This is a genomic window from Micromonospora sp. WMMD710, assembly GCF_029626045.1.
Classification (GTDB): Bacteria; Actinomycetota; Actinomycetes; order Mycobacteriales; family Micromonosporaceae; genus Micromonospora.
Genome location: NZ_JARUBD010000001.1, coordinates 3,130,469 through 3,152,958, shown reverse-complemented (window position 1 = coordinate 3,152,958; position 22,490 = coordinate 3,130,469). Strand labels below are relative to the sequence as shown.

At 70.4% G+C, this 22,490-nt stretch carries 16 protein-coding genes; 5 read left to right on the top strand and 11 right to left on the bottom strand.

Annotated elements, in window-relative coordinates:
* Positions 1 to 12 precede the first annotated feature (12 nt).
* The 5 genes from O7620_RS14415 to O7620_RS14395 all read right to left on the bottom strand — a co-directional run bounded on the left by O7620_RS14415 (position 13) and on the right by O7620_RS14395 (position 6,948).
* Positions 13 to 726: a hypothetical protein gene (locus O7620_RS14415; protein ID WP_278123420.1), complete on the bottom strand. Its 714-nt coding sequence runs from the start codon at positions 724 to 726 to the stop codon at positions 13 to 15.
* Between the two features lie 106 nt (positions 727 to 832).
* Positions 833 to 4,096 carry a BTAD domain-containing putative transcriptional regulator gene (locus tag O7620_RS14410; protein ID WP_278127005.1) on the bottom strand — a complete coding sequence of 1,088 codons (3,264 nt, stop codon included), beginning with the start codon at positions 4,094 to 4,096 and terminating at the stop codon, positions 833 to 835.
* 107 nt (positions 4,097 to 4,203) lie between these two features.
* Positions 4,204 to 4,473 (bottom strand): hypothetical protein, encoded by a 270-nt coding sequence (locus tag O7620_RS14405; protein ID WP_278123419.1) that lies wholly within the window; start codon positions 4,471 to 4,473, stop codon positions 4,204 to 4,206.
* A gap of 185 nt (positions 4,474 to 4,658) precedes the next feature.
* A complete protein-coding gene (locus O7620_RS14400) occupies positions 4,659 to 5,387 on the bottom strand; it encodes a DNA alkylation repair protein (protein WP_278123418.1) in 729 nt (242 codons plus the stop codon).
* Between the two features lie 88 nt (positions 5,388 to 5,475).
* On the bottom strand, positions 5,476 to 6,948 hold the full coding sequence (locus O7620_RS14395) for an arabinofuranosidase catalytic domain-containing protein (protein ID WP_278123417.1): 1,473 nt from the start codon (positions 6,946 to 6,948) through the stop codon (positions 5,476 to 5,478).
* 237 nt (positions 6,949 to 7,185) lie between these two features.
* Here O7620_RS14395 and O7620_RS14390 point away from each other — a divergent pair, with 237 nt between their 5' ends.
* Complete coding sequence (locus O7620_RS14390) at positions 7,186 to 8,223, top strand: LacI family DNA-binding transcriptional regulator (RefSeq protein ID WP_278123416.1); 1,038 nt, start codon at positions 7,186 to 7,188, stop codon at positions 8,221 to 8,223.
* Here O7620_RS14390 and O7620_RS14385 read toward each other — a convergent pair.
* Genes O7620_RS14385 through O7620_RS14370 form a run of 4 tightly spaced genes read right to left on the bottom strand, consistent with a single transcriptional unit; the run spans position 8,210 to position 13,005 of the window.
* Entirely contained in the window at positions 8,210 to 9,922 is a 1,713-nt protein-coding gene (locus O7620_RS14385; protein ID WP_278123415.1) for a trehalase family glycosidase, read from the bottom strand. The two genes, O7620_RS14390 and O7620_RS14385, sit on opposite strands and share 14 nt — an antisense overlap.
* A gap of 30 nt (positions 9,923 to 9,952) precedes the next feature.
* Complete coding sequence (locus tag O7620_RS14380) at positions 9,953 to 10,777, bottom strand: carbohydrate ABC transporter permease (protein WP_278123414.1); 825 nt, start codon at positions 10,775 to 10,777, stop codon at positions 9,953 to 9,955.
* A complete protein-coding gene (locus tag O7620_RS14375; RefSeq protein ID WP_278123413.1) occupies positions 10,774 to 11,745 on the bottom strand; it encodes a sugar ABC transporter permease in 972 nt (323 codons plus the stop codon). Before O7620_RS14375 ends, O7620_RS14380 begins: the two co-directional genes overlap by 4 nt.
* Positions 11,746 to 11,763: 18 nt before the next feature.
* Entirely contained in the window at positions 11,764 to 13,005 is a 1,242-nt protein-coding gene (locus tag O7620_RS14370; protein ID WP_278123412.1) for an extracellular solute-binding protein, read from the bottom strand.
* Between the two features lie 296 nt (positions 13,006 to 13,301).
* Here O7620_RS14370 and O7620_RS14365 point away from each other — a divergent pair, with 296 nt between their 5' ends.
* Together O7620_RS14365 and O7620_RS14360 are read left to right on the top strand one after the other, a co-directional pair.
* The gene (locus O7620_RS14365) at positions 13,302 to 15,137 is read left to right on the top strand and encodes an RICIN domain-containing protein (RefSeq protein WP_278123411.1); all 1,836 of its coding nucleotides are present in this window, start codon (positions 13,302 to 13,304) and stop codon (positions 15,135 to 15,137) included.
* A 186-nt stretch (positions 15,138 to 15,323) separates the two neighbouring features.
* Positions 15,324 to 16,892: an arabinofuranosidase catalytic domain-containing protein gene (locus O7620_RS14360; protein ID WP_278123410.1), complete on the top strand. Its 1,569-nt coding sequence runs from the start codon at positions 15,324 to 15,326 to the stop codon at positions 16,890 to 16,892.
* A gap of 68 nt (positions 16,893 to 16,960) precedes the next feature.
* Here O7620_RS14360 and O7620_RS14355 read toward each other — a convergent pair whose 3' ends face one another.
* Positions 16,961 to 17,410 (bottom strand): hypothetical protein, encoded by a 450-nt coding sequence (locus tag O7620_RS14355; protein WP_151487910.1) that lies wholly within the window; start codon positions 17,408 to 17,410, stop codon positions 16,961 to 16,963.
* Between the two features lie 176 nt (positions 17,411 to 17,586).
* Between O7620_RS14355 and O7620_RS14350 the strand changes: the two genes are divergently transcribed.
* Together O7620_RS14350 and O7620_RS14345 are read left to right on the top strand one after the other, a co-directional pair.
* A complete protein-coding gene (locus O7620_RS14350; protein WP_278123409.1) occupies positions 17,587 to 18,261 on the top strand; it encodes a nucleotidyltransferase domain-containing protein in 675 nt (224 codons plus the stop codon).
* Entirely contained in the window at positions 18,258 to 18,818 is a 561-nt protein-coding gene (locus O7620_RS14345) for a nucleotidyltransferase domain-containing protein (protein ID WP_278123408.1), read from the top strand. Before O7620_RS14350 ends, O7620_RS14345 begins: the two co-directional genes overlap by 4 nt.
* 77 nt (positions 18,819 to 18,895) lie before the next feature.
* On the opposite strand, the gene O7620_RS14340 is transcribed toward O7620_RS14345, so the two are convergent.
* On the bottom strand, positions 18,896 to 22,426 hold the full coding sequence (locus O7620_RS14340) for a tetratricopeptide repeat protein (protein WP_278123407.1): 3,531 nt from the start codon (positions 22,424 to 22,426) through the stop codon (positions 18,896 to 18,898).
* Positions 22,427 to 22,490: the final 64 nt, after the last annotated feature.

The following is a 22,490-nucleotide window of genomic DNA, read 5'->3' as shown; positions in this document are numbered from 1 at the left end:
CGTGGCGCCGCCTCAGGCCAGTAGCTGTTCCCGCAGCCGTGCGCCCAGGTTGAAGCCACCCACCGCCCAGGGTCCGGCCGGATCGTGCACACCCAGGGTGTTGTTGCGGCGCATCAGCTCCCGGACCGCGGGAGGCAGCCGGGGCGGGTCGTCCATGGCGGCGAGGATCTGCGCCGCGCTCGAGATCAGTCGATCGGCCAGGGCCGCGGCGTCGGTGTCCACCCGTACCCGGCCGTACTCCCAGCCGGCGGTGGTGAGGTCCAGCACCTCGAACACGCGGGTCACGAGCGGGCTCGGGTCGGTCACCCGATCGAGACGGCCCGCCTGGCCGCCGATCACGGTGACGGCGGCGGCCAGTTGCGCGTACGGGTGGAAGCCGCAGGGCAGAGCGAACAGCGGCCACCGCAGCGCCGGGCCCACCTCTTTCCACAGCGGCCGGTAGTTGCGGCGGTTCACCAGCAGCCGTCGGCCCGTCCGCCGGTGAATGTCCTGGGCCTGGGCCTGGAGGTCGGCGTGCGCCTCATCGGCGACCTGGCTCACGATCCCGGTCGCCACCACCAGGCCGTCATCGCTGTTCAGGAGCGCGGTGACCGCCTCCACCTGCTCGGGAAACCGGACCCGCGCATGAGCGCCGTACCCGTGGTGGACGTCCCGTAGCAACGCCTGCTGCCGTTCCGGATCGAGCTGGACCCGCCCGCCACCCAGCAACCGCTGGAGCCAACCCATTGCGCCTCGTTTCAGCATCGCCGTCCCGGACCGCGGCAATGCTAGTGCGTCGGACCGCGCTCGCGCTGAAGGGGTGGCGGGATCGTGGGTGGAGATCGGACCTGGTTCAGTGTCCCGCCCGGCCGGTGATCATCTCCCGCATGCTCGGGGTTCCGCCGTTCTGCATGGCGTCCATGGTGTCGTGGGCGTTGCGCCACGCGCGACGGGCGCCCGCCTCGTCATCGAGGGACAGCCGGGTGTCGTGCAGCAGGATCTCGGCCTGGAAGACGTCGATCCGGTTCCGCGTCTCGGCTGCGACGCGGACGGCCTGGTCGAGCTGCCCCACGGCGTCGTCCGGGCGGCCGATCTCGACGAGATACCGCGCGAGAGACATCCGGATCTCGGGTTCGTCGGTCGTCCGCCCGGTCTTCTCGGCGAGCACGAGCGCCTTCTCCAGGCACTCCCGGGCCTGGTCGGTGTCGCCGAGCAGCACCAGTGACCGTCCCCGAGCCTCCGCCGTCCAGATCTCCGCGTCCTCGACGCCGACGGTCCGGTACAGCGCCCGGGCCCGTTCGCTGTGCTCGATCGCGGATTCGTGCTGGCCGAGTTCGCCGTAGGTGCGGTGCAGGTTCAGGTGCACGACGGCCTGCTCCAGGGGCATGTCGTTGTCCGCGAAGATCTTCAGCGCGTCCGACAGCAGCTCACGGGCTTCCTGGTGGGCGCCGAAGAAGTGCCGGGCGCAGCCCAGGCTCCGCAAAGCGTGTGCCTCGCCGACCCGGTCCCCGGTCCTGCGGGCCGAGCGCAGGGACAGGCGCATGACGTCCTGCCAGTCATGGAACCGCCCGCTGCGCTGAAGCCACGACTGCATGCTGAGGGCCAGCTGCCAGGGGACGATGGCCGAGTCGAGGTCTCCCGCGACGCGTACCGCTTCGTGGAGCATCTCGTGGTTGTCGTCGAACCACCGGACGGCCTCGTCGAACGTGCCGGGCCGTTCCGGAACGACACCGACGCCGGCCGGGGGTGGCGCGGCCAGGGAGCCTTTCGGCCTGAGCACCGCCATGGCGTGCAGGCTGCTGTGCAGGTAGTGCTGGAGCAGCCGGGTGACGGCGGCGCCCCGGTCCGCCTCGGACTCCTCGGCCAGGAACAGCTCCTGCGCGTACGCCTTGACGAGGACGTGCGAGGTGAAGCGCCCCCGGTCGTCCTCGTCGAGCAGTGCCGCGTCGGCGAGTTCCGCGAGCAGGGCACGAACGACCATCGGCGGAGTGCCGGCCAGGCTGGCACATGCCTCGGCGGTGATGCCGGGGGAGAGGGCGGCGGAGAACAGGCGGAAGAGCCGGGCCGCGTCCGGGCTGAGCTGGCGGTACGACCAGCCGAAGGCGGCCCGGGGATCGCGGACTCCACGGCCGCCGGGGAAGGACGCGAGCCGCTGTGTGCCGTCGCGCAGCTCGCTGGCCAGGGCCGCGAGGGACAGGCGGGGGCGGGCACTCAACCGGCCGCCCAGAATCGCCAGAGCCAGCGGCAGACGCCCACACAGCTCGATGATCTCGTCCAGGGCGTCGCCGGGCGCGGCGACGCCCGCGGCGGATCGGCCCGGCATGCGCTCGATCCGGCGCCTGAGCAGCGCACGGGCGGTCGGCATGTCCGGCGGGTCGAGGTGCAGCAGGTAGGCCCCGTCGAGAGCGGCGAGCCCGACGAGGGGCTTGCGGCTGGTTACCAGCACCAGACTCTCCGCCGAGTTCGGCAGCAGGGGGCGCACCTGGGCGAAGTCCTGAACGTTGTCCAGGAGGATCAGGATGCGCTGCCGCGCGGTCAGACTGCGCCACGTCCCGACGAGTGCCTCAAGCGTCTCCGGCATGCTCGACACCCGGACACCCTGGGACGACAGCAGCGAGCGCAGGGCCTCCCCGGCCGACATCGCGCCGTCCTCGGCGTCGTGACCGCGGAGATCCAGGCAGAACTGGCCGTCGACGAACTCGGAGGCGACCCGGTGGGCGAAGTGCGTGGCCAGCGTCGACTTGCCGACGCCGCCCATGCCGTCCAGGGCCACGATCAGTGGGCCGGTCCGAGCACTGTCACACGTCGTGAGCCACTCGTTGAGCGTCGCGAGTTCCTCGGTGCGGCCGACGAAGATCGGGAGGTCGGGTGGCAGCTGCGCCGGCCGTGTCAGCGGTGCGGGGGTGCCGGCCGCGGTGTCCGCGGGTGCGACGCCGGTGACGCCGGCCGTGACGGCCGGCGTCACCGTCTGACTCAGCACCTGCCGTTGCACCCTCTGCAGGCATTCGCCGGGGTCGAGGCCCAGGTCCTCGGCGAGGCGGGCACGGACCGTCTCGAACACCGACAGGGCCTCCGCCTGCTGCCCGGCGGCGGCCAGCGTGTAGATCAGGCTCGCCTGCACCTGCTCGTTCAACGGCGCGATGGACGCGGCCAGCCGCAGGGGTGGCAGCACCCGGGCCGGCTGACCGAGCGTCACCGCGAGATCGGCCGCCACACCGCACACGTCGAGGAGCTCCTCGTCGAGGGCAGCGAAGATCGACGTCGCGGCCGGCCCGTACGCCAGCGCGTCACTCGAGGAGCCACGCCACAGGCAGAGCGCGTCGACGTAGAGGTCCAGGGCCTCCTCGCGGCGCTCCTCGGCGAGACTCGCCCTGGCGGCCCCGGCCAACTCCCGGAACGTCAACAGATCCACCATGCCGGTGCCTGCGGTCAACAGGTAGCCGTTGCCGTGACGCCGCAGGTACGAGCCGGTCTGCCGGACGGAGAGCGTGGGCTCCATCAGCCGCCGCAGGGCACCCACGTACTTGTGGATGACGTTGCGGGCGGCGGCCGGAGCCTCGTTGCCCCAGATGAGTTCGATCAGGCTGTCCGTGCTGATCGGTCGCCCCGCCCTGGCGAGCAGGAGTGCCAGCAGCAGGCGCTGCTGCTGCGGGCCGGGGTTCACCTCGACGCCGTCTCGCCAGAACCGGAGCGGACCGAGGATCTGGAAGCGCAGATTGTCGCTCGTGGCCTGCCCGCTCACCCGGTCGGTGCGGGGCGTGCTGGTCGGTCTGGGCAATTGCGTGGTCCTTTTCCGGTATTGGTGCGCCCTGCCGCGTCGTGCCGCGCTCGCCCGTCCGGCGGGCAAGTCTAGAAGCCTCGCTTCCCGCAGCCAGACAAGGGTACGCTCGGCGACCTGCCGCCAACCCTCGTCGAAGACCAGGCTGTGCCCACGGTCGTCGTGCAGGCGGAAGTTGGTCACCGCTGGCGAGTCGGAGTAGAGGCGGTACGCCTTGCGGGCGACGGAACCCGGGACGGTGTGATCCTTGTCCGCCCCGATGATGAGCAGCGGTCCCCGGTCGCCGCGTGCGGTGTCCACCTGCGCGGGCGACGACGGGTCCTTCTTCGCCGACGCCACCTCGAACAACGGCCGACCCGGGCCGGGGATCGTCCACCGACGGTGGAGTTCGTCGGATTCCTCCCGGGAGATGGCGTTGCCGAACCCGTACCGGAACTGTCGCTGGATCAGGCTGACCGGGCCGGTCCGGTTCCTTTCTGCGCGACAGGACGGGGAACGCGCTGCAGCTGGCTCAGCGGGACGAGGCCGCCGATCGACCCGACGGGCACGTCCCCGGTCGCGTTGGAGAACAGAAACGTCCGGCGGTCCAGAACGCCGACGGCGTCCGGCCCCAACTCCGGTGGCAGGTTGCGCACCGTCTCGCTCGGTATGTCACTCCGACGCGTCAGGTGCGGCATCGGATCGGCCGGGGTAGGCCGGCGAGCATCGTTCGCCACGGCACACCTTCCGATGAGCGAGAACGAGCGGAGTGCGAGTGCTGCGCGACTCACCCCCCTGGCCGCTCGCTCCGGGCGGCGGAACCGTCCAGTCCCGGTCGCTCGGCCCCGGGACGGGGGACCGGCGTGGCCCCCGCCGCTGGAGGAGAGAAGGGGCCACGCCGGAGATCGTGACGAGAGTGAGGCTAGTGCCGAGTTGTGGAGGAACTCTTTCCGGACAGGTAATGCCGCCGGCGCTCCGGCTCGAACTTTTCGATGGCGTAGCGCAGCATGACCCGGGGCATGACCCGGTGCCGTCCGGCCAGGAATTCCTCCTCCGCCGTCCGGTCCCGGTTGCCGACCTCGCGCAGCATCCAGCCCACCGCCTTCTGAACGAGGTCGTGCGGGTCGTGAAGGAGCTGGTCAGCGAGCCGGAACGTCCACCGGAAGTCACCGGCCCTGATGAACGCGAACGTCGCCATGATGGCGATGCGTCGATCCCACACCAGGGCGGACCCGGCCAGCCGGTCCAGGACACTCCGGTCCTTGTCGAGCAGCCAGGGGCCGACGATGTACGGCGCGGACGAGTCCACCAGATCCCAGTTGTTGATGTGGGCGGTGTTGGCCAGCACGAGGCGGAAGATCCGGTCTCGCTCCTCCTCGTCGCCCTTGGCGTACTTGCGCACCAGGATGAGCAGCGACGTCAGCCTCTCCTCGTGTACGCCGTCGCGGAGCAGGTCGGCCGTGTCGACCAGGGAGAGGTCGCGCCAGTACCGGGCGGCGACCCTGCGTTGGTCCGGCACCCGGACACCGATGGTCCGGTCGCCCTCGCCGTAGCCGCCCGGGGTCATTTGCAGGAACCGGCTCGACGCCTCGGCGCGAAGTGGGTCGGCGAGGCGGGCGAGCTCCCGGCGGACGTCGGCGGTGGTGGCCATGATTACGCAACCTATCGCGCCTCCCGCCGCTCGGGCCGCCGTCGTTCAGGTGCGCGGAAGGCGGCCCGAGCGCCAGGTGTCGCCGTGCTCAGCTCCGCAGAGCCCACTGCTGGTTCTGTTGCCCGTTGCACGACCAGAGGATGAGTTTGGTGCCGTTGGCGGTGGCGGCGCCGTTGGCGTCGAGACAGAGTCCGGATTGGACGCCGGAGATGGTGCCGTTGGAGTTGAGGTTCCACTGCTGGTTGGTGCCGCCGTGACAGTCCCAGATGATGGCCTGGGTGCCGTTGGTGGTGCCCTGTCCGCTGGCGTCGAGGCACTTGTTGCCGTAGACCTGGAGTTGCTTGGCGGCGGTGTAGGTCCAGTGTTGGGCGGTGCTGGTGATGCAGTCCCAGAGTTGGACCTGGGTGCCGTTGGTGGTGGTGCCGTTGGGAACGTCGATGCAGCGGTTGGACTGCGCACCGACGATCTGCACGTTCTGTTGCGGCATGTTCCCGCCGGCCGGCGCGTATCCGGCGGCGGCGATGTTGGCCTGTACGGCGTTCTCGGTGGCGGCCGTCGGGTAGCCCGAGGTCAGCACCCCCTCGTAGAAGGTGCCGCGGCCCGTGATGCTGTTGTCGCCGCCGATGCCGAGCAGGATCGCCCCCTCCTTCTTCATCGGGTGGTAGCCATTGGGACGTGGCCCGTCGAAGTAGGTCGTGAGGCCGCCGGACTGTGCGTTTCCGCCCCGGATCGCCCAGTGGTTCGGCTCGCCCTTGACCATCGCCGTCACGAAACGGTGATTGATGGGCGCGATGTTGTTGTATCCCGCGTTCACGCCGGAGAAGAGGCCCCATTCCAGGTCGGCCATGATCCACGGGCCGGCGCCGGCGCCGTAGCCCCACTGCTTGTTGGCGCCGAAGTAGACGGTCTCCATGATCGCGGGCGAGTCGGCCTGGCCGTCGGTCTGGGCGTTGCCGTAGTCGAAGCAGCACCACTGGTTGTAGTGCGTGCCGTCGACGACGGCGTAGATGCCCTCGGGCTGGTCGCCGGTCGCGACACCGTTGGTGGTGTTGTTGCGGTAGCCGGTGCCGGGGGCGATGTAGACGCCGTACGCCTTCTGGCCACCGACGGTGATCGGGGCCGCCTTGGCATCGGCGAGGTTGTCGTATCCGCCGGCGGCGGGGCCGGGGAAGTGACCGGGCGGTGCCTGGGTGAGCCGGTTGTTGCGGCCGGACTGGTCGTAGATGATCGTGATGACGCAGGTGGTGCTGGCGCAGAACGAGTCCTGGGCGGCGGCGTTGGCGTAGCCGCCCGCGCTGAGCACGCCGACGTCGCGGGTGGTGTTGTCCGACGAGCGGCGGACCTGGTACAGCGGGCCGTTGTACGCGCCGTAGAGCGCGCGGGTGGTGCTGTGCGCGGCCACGCACGGGGTGCCGCCGGAGGCGTAGATGTCACACGGTCCCGTGCCGGCGGCCAGGGCTCCCGGCGCGCCCGAGGCCACGTACGCCCCGGCGCCGACGACGAGGCCCAGCATGGTCCCCGCGGTGGCCAGGAGGCGGCTCACTCTCCTCTTCACGGTCATCGAATCCTTTCGGTGGTGGTGATGACGTCACGACGACGTAACACGTCATACCTATGAGATTAATGCCCATCAATGGAGCTGGCTAGCCGTCCCGGGTGCGGACCTGGCCGAGTGGCGAGATCGCCGAAATCCGGCCGGGCCAATTGCTCGTCCGAGGACCGAATTCAGGACGGTTATGCTCGGGAGGAAGCGTGGCGCGTCCCCGTCTCGGGGCAAGAATCGATTCGAGGGCGACGGATGAACATCGGGGAGATCGCCCGCCGGGCGGGAGTGTCCCGCAGCACCGTCTCCTACGTGCTGAGCGGCAAACGGACGGTGTCGGAGGCGACGCGGCAACGGATCCAGGCGGTCATCGACGAGCTGGACTACCGGCCGAACGCGAGCGCCCGCGCTCTGAAGGAGGGGCGCACCCGCACCCTCGGGCTGGTGATCCCTCCGGCCAGCCAGCGGTTGACCGACATGCAGTTGGGCTTCGTCGCCAGCGTCGTCGAGGCGGCCGCTCGCCATGATCTCGACGTGCTGCTGTCCCCGTCCGGTGGCGACCACGACCGGTCGTTCGAGCGGATCGTCACCGGCCGTCGCGTGGACGGTGTCGTCCTGATGGAGATCCGGTTGGAGGACGACCGGGTGACCCGGCTGGCCAGGGCGGGTCTGCCGTTCGTCACGATCGGTCGGATCGCCGACCCGCACGGAATGAGTTGGATCGACATCGACTACGCCGGTCTGATCGCCCGGTGCGTGCACCACCTGGCCGACCTCGGGCACCGGCACGTGGCCCTGGTCAACCGCTCCGCCGAACTGGTGGCCGCGGGCTACGGCCCCAGCCATCGCGCGCTGGCCGGTTTCCGGGCGGCCGTACTGGAACGCGGCCTGACCGGCGTCGACGTCTGCTGCGGTGACGACACGACCTCCGGCGAGACGTGTGTGGAGCAGTTGCTCGCGACGCACCCGGACGTCACGGCGGTGGCCACCATCAACGAGGCCGCGCTGCCCGGCATGCAACGTGCGCTGACCGGCGCCGGGCTGGCCGTACCTGCGGACTTCTCCGTCACCGGGGTGGCCGCGCAGCACTGGGCGGAGGACTTCCGCCCGCCGTTGACCGCCGCGGACGTGCCGATGCGCGAGATGGGCGCCGAGGCGGTGGCGCTGTTGCTGGAGATCATCGCCGCTCCCGGGGCGGTGCCACGCCACCGCCTCTACAGCCCGCCTGTCTCCCTGCGCTCCAGCACCGGTCCGGTCCGGGCCCGCCGGTCCGGTCCGGTCACCCACCCCTGACCCGCCGCTCCTCCTGAGCAGCGGCGAGGATGAGGTAGCTGCTGGCGGTCCAGGTGTACGCGCGGTCACGGAGCCCGGCACCGGTCTCCGCGTCGAAGTTCTCCGCGAAGCCGGACTTCTCGCACAGCGCGAGGAACCGTTGGCTGATGTCGTCGGCGATACCGGTGTACCCGGCCCGGCGCAGGCCGTCCTCGACCAGCACCGTCGAGGGCGCCCAGATCGGGCCCCGCCAGTAGCCGTCGGCGACGTAATGTGCCGAGTCCGTCGGCTCGGTGGCCAACCCGTGCGTGGTCAGGTGCGCGTCGATGCCCCGGGCCAGTGCGTCGGCGACCGGGGCGGGCAGGTCCGCCCCGAGTGCGACCGGCATCAGGTCGAGCAGGCTGCGGCTCGCTCGCCGCCGGCCGGTGTGCGGGCTGCGGGCGGTGAAGCGTTCACCGTCCCACAGGTCCCGGAGCATGGCCGTGCGGATCCGCTCCGCCTCCCGGGACCACCGGTCGGCCGGCTCGCCCAACTCGGTGGCGAGATCGGCCAGGCAGCCGAGCTGCGAGACCAGGAACGCGGCGAGGTCGGCCGTCTCGAGGACCCGCTCGTCGTCGAAGGTGGTCGCGTTGTCCCAGCCGCTGTCGTTGCCGTGCTGATAGTGCGGCAGGTCGTGGCCGGGGGCTCGGCGCGCGTCGAGCCAGAACCCGGTCCAGCGCGCCAGCCGGTCGTACGTCTGCGCCAGCGCCGCCCGGTCCGGCGGCTGGGGGAGGCGTCGGCGCAGGTGACGTAGCGCCCAGCCGTGGATGGGCGGCTTGACGTAGTTGTGCAGAACCTCCGAGTGGGTGACCGAGTCGGGCAGGGCACCGGAGGCGTCCTGGTGGTCGAAGGGCAGCTGGAACTGGTGCCAGGCCAGTTCCGGATCGGCGGCCGCCAGGGCGATCGCGTTGAAGCAGTGGTCCCAGCTCCACACCTTGTCCATCCAGTGCTTCGACATCAGGACCGCCGGTCGGGTGACGAAGCCCGCCGGGGCGACGGTGGCCGACCACAGCACGTACGCGGCCAGTTCGGCCGACGGGGTGTCCGTGCCGCGCCACGGCGCGACCGCGTCGACGAACGCGGTGAACTCGCTGCTGCGGTCGTGGCGCAGCTGATCAAAGGTGACCGACGCGGTGTACGGGCGGCGGGCGGTGGCGTACTCCTCGATCGCGATCTCCCAGGGCTGGTCGCCCGGCAGGTCCAGGAACCGGTCCGCGCTGCCGAGCGCCTCCACGCCCCCGCTTCGACGCACAGCGCCGTCGAGCACCGTGATCCGGTAGCGGCGTCCCGTCTCGTACGAGGTGAACACGTGCGCGCCGTCGACCGGGTCGAGGTAGAGGTAGGTGCCGCTGAACGGGGTGAGGGTGTTCGCGGCCGCGGCTACCCGCAGGCCGAGCCGGCGACCCCGGATCCGCAGGGTGTCCGGTCCGTCGTAGACGGCCTCGATCCGGCCGGGACCGGTCCGCCAGGTCAGCAGCGCGGGTGTGGCGACGACGGTGGTGCCGGCGACCTCGGGGGAGAGGCGCAGGACGGCGTGCAACCCGGTCTGGTGGGAGACCAGGTGCAGGTCGTCGGCGTACGTCTTCTCGGCTACCACCGGGGAGATGTTGAGCCAGGAGCCGCGGTAGCTGAACGGGATGTCCTGGATGGAGAACTCCGGACCGGACGGGGCGACGGTCATGGGTGGCGGTTGCCTTTCTGGTGCGGTTGGTCAGTCCTTGACGGCGCCGGCGGTGACGCCCATCGAGACGTACCGCTGGGCCAGGACCAGCAGCACGGCGGCGGGGATGGAGGCGACGACGGCGGTGGCCATGATGGCGTTCCACTGCTGGTTGTTGTTGCCGATGTAGTGGTAGATGCCGAGGGTGATCGGCTGGTGGTCACCACCACCGGCCAGGGTCGAGGCGAAGATGAAGTCCGACCAGGACCACAGGAACGCGAACAGGGCCACCGTGACGATCGAGTTGCGGCTGACCGGCAGCACGACCGACCAGAAGGTGCGCAGCCGGCCAGCGCCGTCGACCACCGCCGCCTGGAGCAGTTCGTCGGGGATTCCGGACATGAAGGCCGTGAAGATCAGGACGGCGAACGGCGCCGCCAGTGTCGTGTCGGCCAGGATCAGGCCCGGCAGCGTGTTGAGGACGCCGAGGGTGAGATAGATGGCGTAGAAGCCCATCGCCATGATGATTCCCGGGATCATCTGAGCGATCAGCAGGACGAAGCTCAGCGTCGGGCCGCCGGGTGGCCGCAGTTTCGCCAGCGCGTATCCGGCGGGGGCGGCCAGCGCCACGGTCAACGCCACCGTGCCGAGGCCGACCAGGAAGCTGGTGCCGAGGTACGGCAGCTGCTGGTCGAGCACGGCCCGGTAGCCGTCCAGCGTGCCGTTGGTCGGGACCAGGTGCGGAGGGCTGGCCCGCATGTCCTGGTCCCGGGTGAACGACACGTTGATCATCCAGTAGACGGGGAAGAGCATCAGCCCGGTCAGCACCAGGCCGACGGCGGTCTTCCACCAGACCCGGGGTGTGGAGGTGGTCATCGCAGGTGCTGCCTCCGCTCGATCCGGATGTAGATGAGCCCGGCGATCAGGGCCAGCACGATGAGCAGGTTGCCGATGGCCGCACCCGGACCGAACTCGGGCAGCAGGTTGCCGAAGCCGAGTCGGTACGACCAGGTGGCGAGCGTGGCCGAGGATCCGGTCGGGCCGCCCCTGGTCATGATCCAGATGATGTCGAAGACCTTCAGCGTGTAGATCAACCCCAGCAGCAGCGTGATCGCGGAGACGGGGCGCAGCAACGGGAAGGTGATGGACCGGAATCGCTGCCAGCCGGTCGCTCCGTCGAGCGCGGACGCCTCGTACACCTCGGTCGGGATCGCCTGGAGGCCGCTGTAGAGCACCACCAGGTTGAACGGGATACCGATCCAGATGTTGGCGATGATGACCGAGGTGAGCGACCAGCCCGGCGAGGTGAGCCAGTTGACCGGGCCGATCCCGACGACGCCCAGCGCGGCGTTGACCAGCCCCGAGTCGCTGTTGAGTAGCCACGACCAGGTCGACGCCGAGACGATCAGCGGCAGCAGCCACGGTACGAGGATCAGCGCGCGCAGGGTGCCCGACAGCGGGAAGTGCTGGTGGAAGAAGAGCGCCAGTGCCATGCCGATGGTGAACTGGGCGGCGAGCGAGGCGGCGGTGAAGACCACGGTGTGCGTCACCGTCGGCCAGAAGGTCGGGTCGGCCAGGACCGTGCGGTAGTTGTCCAGGCCGGCGAAGGGTGCGCCGCCCTGAACGAACGATCGGACGGTGTACTCGCGCAGGCTCAGCTCGACGTTGCGATAGAGCGGGTAGGCGTAGAAGGCCAGCAGGTAGACGGTCACCGGGGTCAGGAAGCCCCACGCCGCCCATCGGCGGGGTCGGCGGGCGCGGGACCGGGGAGGCCCGGCGGGTGCGGCGCCGGCCGCCGCACCGGTGTCCCGTGCGGTGGTGGAGGTCCGTGTGGTGGTGGGCATGGTGTGGGTTCGGCGCGCTTACCGGGTGGTGGCCGCGGCCTGCGCGGCCTTCAGCGCCTCCTGCGGTGACGCCCCACCGCTGAGAGCCGACTGGACCGCGGTCCAGAGAGCCGCGGAGATCTTCGGATACTTCGTGCCGAGGTTGTCACCGGTACGGCCCTTGGCTGCCCGGACCGCCTCCACCCAGACCTTGAGCTTGGGGTCGGTGGCGGCCTGGCGATCCTGGACGGCGGCCACGGGCGCGACGTAGGAGAGTGTGGTGTCGGTGGTGAGCAGGTTGTCGGCGCTGGTCAGGCAGGCGACCAGCTTCTGCGACGTGGCGTACCGGTCGGTCTTGTCCTGCACCGGGATGGAGACGAACTCGCCGCCGGTCGGTGCCGGCGCGGGGCCGCCCGCGCTGGCCGGGATCGCGATGGTGCCGTACGCGAAGCCGAGCTTCTCCGCGTTGGCCAGCTGCCAGGTGCCGTTCTCGGCGAACGCGTAGTCGCCGGTGGCGAACTCCTGCCAACTCGTGGTCTGGGTGTTGTTGATGACCGAGTTGGGGGCGTGACCCTGCTTGAGCCAGTCGGTCCAGAGTGTCAGGGCGGCCACCGCCTGCGGTGAGTCCAGACCGGTGAGCTGTGCTCCGGATCCCCAGAACCAGGGCAGGAACTGGAAGCTGCCCTCCTCGGTGCCGATCGCGGAGAAGGTGATGCCCTTCCTGCCCCTGGCCTTGACCGTGGTCAGCGCCGCGTTCAACGCTGCCCAGTCCGTGATCGCCGTCGGGTCGACGCCCGCGGCGGTCAGCAGGTCCTTGTTGTAGTAGAGGGCGAGGGTGTTCGCTCCGATCGGCACGCCGTACGTCTTACCCTCGCGCTGGCCGGCGCCGAGCAGGTTCGTCGCCATGCTCGACACGTCCAGTTTGTTCTCATCGGTGGTGGTGAGCGCGCCGGCCTCGGCCAGTGTCGAGATCACCGGGTTGTCCACGATCAGCACGTCCGGCGAGTTTCCCTGCTGGGCGGCGAGCAGCGCCTTGTTGGTCAGGTCGGTGGTGTCGTAGCCGGTCCGCTCGACCGTCACTCCCGCCGAGGTGCCGCACCTCTTGAGTAGCGCGACCCATTCGGAGTCGTCGGCGAACTGCGGGTACGGATCCCAGACGACGTAGGCGCCGCCACCGTCGGAGGACCCGCCGCCGGACGACGAGCAGGCGGCCCCGGCCACCGCGGAGAGAGCTATCACGGCGACGGCGGCCAGGCGCCGTCGACGGCTGATTCCGGTCATCTGCTGCCTCACTTCAAGTCGATCGTCAGGTGGGTGTGTGGGTGGTGACCGCGGGCCGGACGAGGTACGGCCATGAGGCGAATCGATTCGACGAATCGATTCGCCCGAAGATAGGACCGTCTATGGTTTGCGGTCAAGGGGTGATCAGCTGCGGAGACGTAACGCCGGGAAACACCAGCTTTACCGGGGCGTCACTTCATTGACATGGTTCAGTGTTCGGCCCTACGATCCCTGCGAATCGATTCGCAAGCGCAGCCTCCGGAGAGCGTCCCCCACGCCCCACCAAGGAGCCGCCCGTGAAAACCCCGTCCCGCGGCAGGTCAGGACGAGCCCGTTCGCTCGTCGCCCGACTCGTGGTCGGCCTGCTCGCCGCCGCCAGCGCCGTAACCGTCGCCGCGCCCGCCGCCCGGGCCGCCGACGAATCCATCAGCGTCAACTTCTCCACGACCAGCGGTACGCCGACCTATCGCGCGTCCGGCTGGATCTACGGCATGACCGAGAACGCCAGCGGTCCGGCCGACCACTTCTACCGGGACGTCAAGTTCCAGTACATGCGCGCCGGCGGGGCGCAACTGCCCGGCAGCGGCTGGGTCGGCGGGAGCTACGACCGTCGGTGGAACTCCACGCTCGCCCAGGCTCGCCGGACCGTCGCCCTGGGCGGCCAGTTCATCATCCTGCCGCACGACCTGTGGGGCGCGGACGGCGCCGGGATCTCCCGCTTCCCCGGCGACAACGGCAACTGGACCGACTACGACAACTTCCTGACCCGCCTCATCGCCGACGTCCGGGCGTCCGGGCTGTCCGTGCAGTGGGACATCTGGAACGAACCCAACATCACGATCTTCTGGAACCGGCCGATCTCGCAGTACCTCGAACTGTGGCGCCGCACCCACCAGCGCATCCGGGCGGAGTTCCCCAACCAGCTCATCGTCGGGCCGAGCTGCGCCTGCGTGCCGTCGACCACGCACACCTTCTGGAACCAGTACCTGGACTTCGTCCGCTCGACCAACACGGTGCCGGACATCATCAGCTGGCACTCGCTGCCCGGTGACCCGGTCGCCAACGTCGCGGCCGCCAACGCCACCCTCGACCCGCGCGGCATCGCCCACCCCCGGCCGTACCAGATCAACGAGTACGGCGCGCCCGACGAACAGAACCCCGCCGACGGCGCCTGGTACATCGCCCGGCTGGAGCGGGCGCGCGCGGACGGCCTGCGGGCGAACTGGGCCAGCGGCGGCAGCCTGCACAACGACCTCGGCAACCTGCTGGTCCGCAACTCGGCCGGCGTGCACCAGCCGAAGGGGGAGTGGTGGGCCTACCGCTACTACGCCTCCCAGACCGGGCAGATCGCGTCGGTGACCGCCAGCCAGTCGTACGACGCGTACGCCACGAAGGCGACCGGCGTAGCGAAGGTCCTCGTCGGCGGTGGTCGTACCACCGGGAACCTGACCGTCAACCTGCAGCGCCTGGACACCACGAGCGGCATCGTGCAGAACAACCAGGTCCGGGTGCTCACCCAGCGCATCCCGCACAATGGCGGTGGCGCCGTGCAGGGGCCGATCACGGTCTCGAACAGCGTCGTCACGCTCGCGAACAACACCGCCACCGTGACGCTGCCGTACGCCAACCAGACCGACACCTACACCGTCACCCTGCTGCCGCCCTCGGACGGGAGCTTCCAGTCGGTGGCGGTGGCCCAGCACTCGCAGCAGTGTCTGGACAACCCCGGCCTGAGCACCGTCGACGGCACCGTGCAGCAGCAGTACCACTGCGAGGGCGGCGACCAGCAGCTCTGGAACTTCCGGCCGGTCGCCGGCGTGGCCAACACGTACACGGTGGTCAACCAGCAGAGCGGCAAGTGCCTCGACGTCAGCGGCGTGTCCACCGCTGACGGCGCGGCCGTGCACCAGTGGACCTGCCTGAACGGCCTCAACCAGCAGTTCACCCTCCGCAGGGTGACCTACTCCGGCAACGACTCGCACGACTATCAGCTCGTCGCCCGGCACAGCGGCAAGTGCGTCGACGTCAGCACGATCTCCACCGCGCCACGCGCGCCGATCCACCAGTGGACCTGCAACGCGGTCGGCCAGGGCAACCCGTTGAACCAGACGTGGCGGATCCTGGGCCGATAGGCCCCGCGCAGGGGAGGCGCCGGCGCTGGCAGCCCGCACACGACCAGCGCCGGCACCGGCTAAGCCATTCGTTGACTTCAATGTGAGCGTGAACATACGATCGCTGCGAATCGATTCGTCGCCCCCACCGCCGCCCGTGGCGCGTCGACAAGCCCCCGCGCTTCCACGACCCCGAGGAGCAACCTCGTGCGAACCCCGTCCCCCGGCGGGCCAGGAAAGGCCCGCGAACCCATCCCGAGGCGCCAACGCGCCCGACGCCTGACCGCTCTGGCGGGTGCCCTGGTCGGCGTCCTCGCCGGCATCGGCGCCGCCCCCGGTGCCCTGGCGCCGACCGCCGAGGCCGCGCCGATGGCGGCCGCCATCGAGCCGGGGCGCAGCACCCCGATCATCGGTACCGCGTCCGGCCGCTGCCTCGAAGTGCCCAACTCCAGCTCCACCAATGGCACCCAGACGCAACTCTGGGACTGCAACAGCGCTGCCGGCCAGACCTGGACCTGGACGTCGAGCAGGCAGCTCACGGTGTACGGCAACAAGTGTCTGGACGCCTCGGGCCGAGGCACCACCAACGGCACGCAGGCGATCATCTGGGACTGCAACGGCCAGACCAACCAGCAGTGGAACGTCAACAGCAACGGCACCATCACCGGCGTGCAGTCCGGGCTCTGCCTCGACGCCAACGGCGCCGCCACCGCGAACGGCACCAAGGTCATCCTCTGGGCCTGCAACGGCGGCAGCAACCAGCAGTGGGCCTCGCCGACCACCACCCCGCCGCCGACCAACCCGCCGACCGGTGCGCGTCCGTGCGACATCTACGCCTCCGGCGGCACCCCGTGCATCGCGGCGCACAGCACGACGCGGGCGCTCTACGAGGCGTACGCGGGCAACCTGTACCAGGTCCGCCGCTCGTCGGACAACACGACCCGCAACATCGGGCTGACGGGTACCGGCGGCACCGCCAACGCGGCGACACAGGACTCGTTCTGCGCCGGCACGACCTGCGTCGTCACGGTCGTCTTCGACCAGTCCGGGCGCGGAAACGACCTTTGGTACCAGGGGTCGAGCGTGGTGCCCGGCTCACCGCAGAGCAGGCCGGCGATCGCCACCTCAGAGTCGCTGACCGTGGGCGGCGCCAAGGCGTACTCGCTCTACATCAACCCCGGCAACAGCTACTGGCGGGACGGACACCTGACCGGGGTGCCGACCGGCGCGGCACCCGAGGGCGTGTACATGGTGACCAGCGGCACCCACGTCAACAGCGGCTGCTGCTTCGACTACGGCAACAGCGAGACGACGCGCAAGGCCGACGCCGCCGGGGCGATGGACGCCATCAACTTCGGCACGCAGTGCTGGTTCGGTGGCTGCTCCGGCACCGGACCCTGGGTCCAGGCGGACCTGGAGTGGGGCCTATTCCCCGGCGGAAGCAGCTCCTGGAACCCGAACCAGCGGGCCTTCACCAGCAAGTTCGTGACCGCGACGCTGAAGAACAACGGCACGAGCCGCTTCGCCATCAAGGGCAGCAACGCCCAGTCCGGCAGCCTCTACACCCTCTGGGACGGCTCACTCCCGCCGGGATACAGCCCGATGAAGAAGCAGGGCGCGATCATCCTGGGCAGTGGCGGTGACTGCTGCAAGCCCGACGGCGGCGCGAACCTGAGCGCCGGCACGTTCTACGAGGGGGCCATGGTCGCCGGCTACCCCACCGACGCCACCGAGAACGCGGTGCAGGCCAACGTGGTCGGCGCCGGCTATCGCTGACCCCGGCCGACCAAGGCGTACGCCGGTCACCACCGCACGCCGGTGGTGGCCGGTGTACGCGCCGCCGGTCAGGAGATCGCGGCCCGCACCAGTGCGACGACCCGCTTCTCCACCTCGGGGCTCCACTTCTGCAGCGCGTACGCCACCGGCCACAGGTCGCCGTCGTCGAGGTTGGCCGTGTCCTGGAATCCCAGCGTCGAGTACCGGTAGTTGAACTTGCCGGAGTCCTGGAAGAAAACGACGATCTTGCCGTCCTCGTTCGCGTAGGCGGGCATCCCGTACCAGGTCTTCGGTGCCAGGTCCGGGGCGGCGGCGGTCACCGTCACGTGCACACGCTCGGCGAGCGCGCGATCCTCCGGCTCCATCTGCGCGATCCGGTCGAGGACCGCCTGCAGCCCGTCGGCCCGCTTGGCGCCCTTCCTGCCCTCGGCGCGCAGCTCGGCGGCGCGCTCCTTCATCGCGGCGCGCTCCTCGGCGGTGAAACCGTCGGACCCGGTCGTCGAAGTCTGTGCGGCCATGCTCGGGCTCCCTCTCGCTGCAAGGCTCGGCGTGATGCCGGCTACCTGGGAAAAGGCTAGGCCCGGCGGCTCTCGGTCGCTTCTTGATTCCTGATCGATCACCGGCCGACCGTCGGCGGCCGGCCCGCCGAAAATGCGCACCCGGGCGGGGCCGTGGATGCGTAGTGTTGCCGGTCGTGATGGATCTTGTGGAGCGGCACACCGTCCTCGCCGTCGTGGTGGGTTCGCGGGCGTACGGGCTGGAGGGCCCGGGCTCCGACGTCGACCGGCGCGGCGTGTACGTCGCCCCGACCCGCGCGTTCTGGCACCTCGACAAGCCGCCCACCCACCTGGACGGGCCGGCGCCGGAACAGTTCTCCTGGGAGTTCGAGCGGTTCTGCGCGCTGGCGTTGCAGGGCAACCCGACAGTGCTGGAGGCGCTCTGGTCCCCGCTGATCGAGTCGGTCACCGCGGACGGGGACCTGCTGCTCGCGCAGCGGCAGGCGTTCCTGTCCCAGCGGCTCGCCCAGACCTACGGCGGTTACGCCCGGGACCAGCTCGACCGGGTGACCGCACGCCGCGAGCGTACCGGCGAGACCAATCACAAGCAGGCCATGCACATGCTCCGGCTGCTGACCGCCGGGGCGCACGCCCTGCGCACCGGGGAGATCCTGGTCGACGTGCGGCACCTGCGCGACAAGCTGCTCGCGGTGCGGCGGGGCGACCTGGCCTGGACGGCGGTGACCGCCTGGGCCGCGGACCTGTTCGCCGACCTGTCCGACGCCGCCGCCGACAGCATCCTGCCCGAACAACCCGACCGGGACGCCGTGGATCGGCTGCTCGCCGTCGTACGAGAAAGGAACCTGCGGTGACCCTCGACGTGCCGCCGTGGGCCGCGGAGGTCGCCTGCGGGCTGCCCCGCCCCCTGCTGTTCGCCACGGTCAGCGGCGCGCACCTGTACGGGTTCGCGTCCGTCGACTCGGACCTGGACCTGCGCGCCGCGCACCTGCTGGCACCGGCGGAGGTCGTCGGTCTGCGCACCGGACCGCAGACGCTGCAACACGCCGGCGTGCGCGACGGCGTGGAACTGGACGTGGTCAGTCACGATCTGCTGAAGTTCGCCACCCTGCTGCTGTACACGCTGCGGGTCCTGCTCACCGGGATCCACCTGATGCGCACCGGCCACCTGGAGACGGACCTCAACGTGCTCGGGACCGGTCTGGCATACGTGCCGGACCTCATCGCCGCCAAACGGGAGGCCGAGCACGGGCCGTTCCCCGCGGGCGCCGCGCAGCGACTCGCTGTCGACGTACCCCGACTCCGCGCCCAGCTGGAGGCGGCCCGGGACGCCTCGACGCTGCCCGAGCACGCCGACCCGGCGGCCGTGGCCGCGCTGCACGACCTGGTCGTCCGTACCCGCCTGGGCTGAGCTCGCGTACAGCCCTGGTCGGTCGAGGTCCGAGCAGGGCTGTGCGGTGCTCGCTGTCCGTCTCGGCCGATCGGTGCTCAGATCGTCCAGATCTTCGTCGGACCGGCGCGGGGATGATCCGGTGAGTCATCGCTACGGAGCTGGTAGAGGGTGGCAGCGGTGCCGCGGGTGCCCGGATGGTCCTCGCCCAGCACCCGTTCCTGGTCGGTGAGGAGCTGCTCCAGCAGCCGGATCGCCTCGTCCGGGCGGTTGGCGGCGGCGAGGACGAGCGCGAGAGCGCTGCGGGTGCCGAGCGTGTCGGGGTGATCGTCGCCGAGGACCCGGCGACGGTCGGCGAGCACGCGATGAAGTTCGGTGGCCGCCTCGTCGAGCCGCCCCAGCCGCTGCAGGATGTACGTGAGGTTGTGTCGCGTGGCGAGCGTCGCCGGGTGGTCGTCGCCGAGGACCCGGCGGCGGTCGGCGAGGACCTGCTCGAGCAGGGTGAACGCCTCAGGCAGCCGCCCCTCGTCGGCGATCGCGAGGGCCAGGTTGTTGCGGGACGCGAGCGTGTCCGGATGGTCCTCGCCGAGCACCCGGCGGGATGCGGTGAACACCCGTAGCAGCAGCTCGATCGCCTGTTCGGCGCGGCCGGCCGACTGGTACGCGCGGGCCAGGTTGTTCTGCGAGGCAAGCGTGTCCGGATGCTCGTCGCCGAGCATCCGCCGGTAGACGGAGAGGACGTGCTCGTGCAGGACGATCGCCTCGTCGACCCGCCCCGCCGTCTGGTAGGCCGAGGCCAGGTTGTGCCGGGAGGTCAGCGTGTCCGGGTGCTCGTCGCCGAGCATCCGGCGCCGCCCGGCGACGACCTGCTCGAAGTGGGTGATCGCGGCCGGAACCTGCCCTTGGAACAGCCGGTACGTGGCCGCCTGCTCCACCGCGTACAGCAGGTTGGGGGTGAGGCGCAGAGGTCCCGAGTTGTCGAGCAGCGCGTCGATGTGCGGCAGCAGGAGGTTCCAGCGTGGCCATCCGGCCACGTTGGCGATCGGGTCGGCCGGGATCGCGGACCGTAGGACCGTCGCGGCGAGCGCGGCCGCCCCGGCATCGTCCTCGCCGGACGTCTGCTCCGAGCGGGCGACAGCCTGCACGAGGCGATGCGAGCTGACCAGGCCGTCGGCGCGGTTCACCAGGCTGTACGAGGCCAGCAGCGCCAACGCGTCCCCGAGCGCCGGCCCGGATCGCGTCAACGGCAGCAGGACATCCTCGGGCAACGCGTCGGGCGCCAGCCAGGCGAGCACGCTCCACACCTGGCTGGCCAACGGTGACCGGACCGTCACCGCGCCCATGCTGACCCGCCACACCTGGGCGGCGGTTCGACCCCGCGAACCGCCCTCGCCGGCGTCCGCGGTCACCGTGCCGAACCGGTGAGTCAACAGGTCGTGGTAGTCGTCGAAGCTCATGCCGGCGTGCTGGCCGAGGTAGGCGGCCGCCTGCTCCAGCGCCAACGGATGCCCGCCCAGTTCGTCGGCGAGCCGTCCGGCGCCGTGCTCGTCGTCCAGGCCGGTCAGTCGGGTGAGCATCCGTACGCTCGCCGCACGGTCCAGCGCGTCGAGTCGCACCGAGGTCAGGCCGAGTCGTGCCCACCGGGCCACACCGAGACTGCGGCGGGTGGTGATCACCACCTCGCCCCGGCCGGTGAGCTGGCCGAGCAGCGGCTCCACATCGGTGACGTCCTGGACGTCGTCGAGGATCAGCAGCCAGTCGCGGTTGTTCTGCAACCAGTCCACGGCCCACACCTGCGCGTCGGCGAGTGTCCCGACCGGATGCAGCCGGGTGCTCATCGCCGCGAGGCCCAGGTCGATGTTCTGCGGTGTGTCGGCGGTAATCCACCAGACCACCCGGTACCGGTCGCGAAACGTGTGCGCGTACCGCAGAGCGAGTTCGGTCTTGCCGATGCCGGCGAGTCCGTACACCGCCGCTCGGCCGACAACCGAGTTGCCTCCGGCCCGGAGCAACGCCTCGGCGAGCACTCCGACGTTGCGGCCCTCGAACACGGCCGAGCCGAGTGGCAGATTGTCCACCAACGCCTGCGGGGAGTCGTGTGTCAGCGGCGCGCGGGGAAAGATCGTGACGGTGACGGCCTCCCCGGAGCGCACCACGACCGGTTCGGCGGAGCCGTGCTGGTGGCAGTCACGGACGGCTCGCGGAATTCCGGCGCCCTCGCTCTCCACCAGCTTGTTCCAGCTCAGCACGTGAGCCAGCCAGAAGTTGCGTTGGCGCGACTCGCCGCGCAGCTCACTGAGCGGCTGTCGCTCGCCGTCGGCCAGGTCGGCGCCGCTCCAGACGCCCGGACTGGTCACCTCGATGCGGTCGGAGAAGACCCGGACGTGCACGCACATCTCACGATGCTGATAGTCGCGGTGCACGAGCGCGTTGGCGATGATCTCCCGGACGGCGATCATCGGGTAGCGGTACACCCGCTCGGTGACCGCCCCGTCCGCGGTCGGCGCCTCACCGAGTTGGGCGAGGTCGGCAACGAAGTCGCGTGCCTGCGTGATCTGCTCGGGGATCGTCCCACCCAGGGTGCGCTTGTCCATCGGCGCGTCCTTACCCGGACCGTGGAAATGGGTGCACTGGACGGTGGCGGTGGGCACCACCGCGGTCGGGTCCTCGCCGAACAACAGCGCGCCGGCCCTGGTCAGGCGGCCCTCGCGCATCAACAGGGCGGCCCGCATGAAGTCGGCCGCGGACCCTCGACGCGGCACCGGTCGGCCCACGTCCCTACGCATGGCCGACCGGAAGCGGCTGACCCGCCGGGGGCTGAGGACGGTGGCGGAGGTTGTGCCGTCCAGGAACGGGTGATCCGCCTCGTCGGCAGACGCCGAGAGGCTGCCGGACGACAGTCGCTGTTCCGGAATCTCGTCGGCCGCCGGCACGGGTCTGCGGGCGATCGGCACGTTGCCGAACCCGTCGAACCGGTGCCGAGGCTCCGACGAGCCGTGCAATGCGCCCTGCAGGTACGCGTACAGGTCCGCGAGGTCGACGGCGCCGTCGCCGTCCTTGTCGTCGGCGCCGTGCAGCAGCCCGTTCACCAACGCGCTCGTGAACGGGCTCGGCAGGTCGTCACCATCGGCGTCGGCGGCCGACTCGAACGCGGCGGTGGCGGTGAGGACGAACCGGCCCTTGCCCGCCAACAGCCGCTCAACCGCGACCGGTCCCTTGAACGCGCCGCTGTGACAGCAGTCCAGGACGATCACCTTGGCGCGGGCCACCGAGTCGCCGATGATGTCGTTGAGCGTGTCGTTGGAGACCGCGGTGCCGGGCAGTAGACCGGCCACGGTGTCCCGGGCGCAGAGGTACAGCTTCTGGTTGCGGCTGCGGCCGTGCCCGCTGAAGTAGAAGAGAACCACGTCGTCCGGCTCGGCGTCGCTGAAGAACCGGTTGGCGGCCTCCGCGATCTCGCTGCGGGACGCGTCGAAGAGGATCGTCACCTGTGCGGTGGCGAACATGCCCATCTCGTCGTCGGTCAACGCGGCACCCAGCAGTCGGCCATCGGTACGTGGGCCGTGCAGGGAGTGCAGCCTCGGGTCGGCCTCGTACACGGAGTTGCAGACGAGAAGTGCCCGGTACATCGGCGGCTCCCGGCTCGCGGTTTTCCGACGAGGTCTTACCCTACGGCTACCGGCAGAGCACCGC